The sequence below is a fragment of the Neisseria sp. P0021.S007 genome (assembly GCF_051956855.1).
Genome location: NZ_JBQCXA010000192.1, coordinates 1 through 973, shown reverse-complemented (window position 1 = coordinate 973; position 973 = coordinate 1). Strand labels below are relative to the sequence as shown.

Sequence of the window (973 nt, the reverse complement as noted above, 5' to 3'; positions counted from 1 at the left end):
CTGGGCACGCTTTCCCGTTTGGACACCGTCCGCGCCGTGCATCTGATGTTGGATATTTTGAAGAAAATGGTTGACCGCGGTATGCCTGTACGCCTCAACGTTGCAGGTATCGGCGAAGAAATGGACAACCTCAAAGCCCAAGCCAAACGTTTAGGCATTGAAGACAAAGTCACCTTCCTCGGCGGCGTCCGCGACTTGACCGGCTACTTCAAAGAAGTCGATATTTTGGTGAACACGCCGCATTGCGTAGGCGACCACGGAGCAGGTGTCGGCAACAATATTTTGGAAGCCGGCCTTTACGACACGCCTGTCGTGACCTACAACATGGCGGGCATTTCGGAAATGGTCATTACCGGCCAAACCGGCTACTGCATTCCTTTCGGCGACGACGAAGCATTTATCGAAGCCGTCGATACACTCATCAAGCATCCAGAGTTGCGTGGTCAAATGGGTAAAGCCCTGCACAAACACGTCGAAACCTTATGCTCCGACGACGAAATCTACCGCACCACCATGGCTGCGTACGAAATGTAAGGCTATCTGAAACATGAACATTACCATCGTCGCCCCTTATTGCTCATTGCCGTCCGAGCCGCATTTCAACCGCTTCTGGTATCTTGCCGAGCTGTTGTCGCAGTCGCATGACGTGTTGCTGATTACCAGCAACTTCAAGCACTACGACAAATCTTTCAGACGGCCCGAAGATGCCAAGGCCGCCTCACAAGGCCGTCTGAAAGTCATGCTGTTGGAAGAAAGCGGATACAGCAAAAACGTGTCTTTAGGACGCTTGGCCAGCCATCACCACTTCGTCAAACATTTTGAAAAATGGTTGGAAAACTGCCGTCCGGGCGAACAAGACGTCGTCTTTTCCGCCTATCCGCTGATTGCCACCAACCTGCTGTTGGGCAAACACAAAGCTCGTTTGGGTTACAAACTGATTGTCGATGTGCAGGACGTATGGCCGGAGTCTTTC

At 52.0% G+C, this 973-nt stretch carries 1 protein-coding gene and 1 pseudogene; both read left to right on the top strand.

Annotated elements, in window-relative coordinates:
* On the top strand, positions 1-534 hold a 534-nt coding region (locus tag ACTHUR_RS12140; RefSeq protein ID WP_440398735.1), incomplete at its 5' end, for a glycosyltransferase.
* 13 nt (positions 535-547) lie between these two features.
* Positions 548-973: pseudogene (locus tag ACTHUR_RS12135) on the top strand (hypothetical protein); the annotation flags it as partial.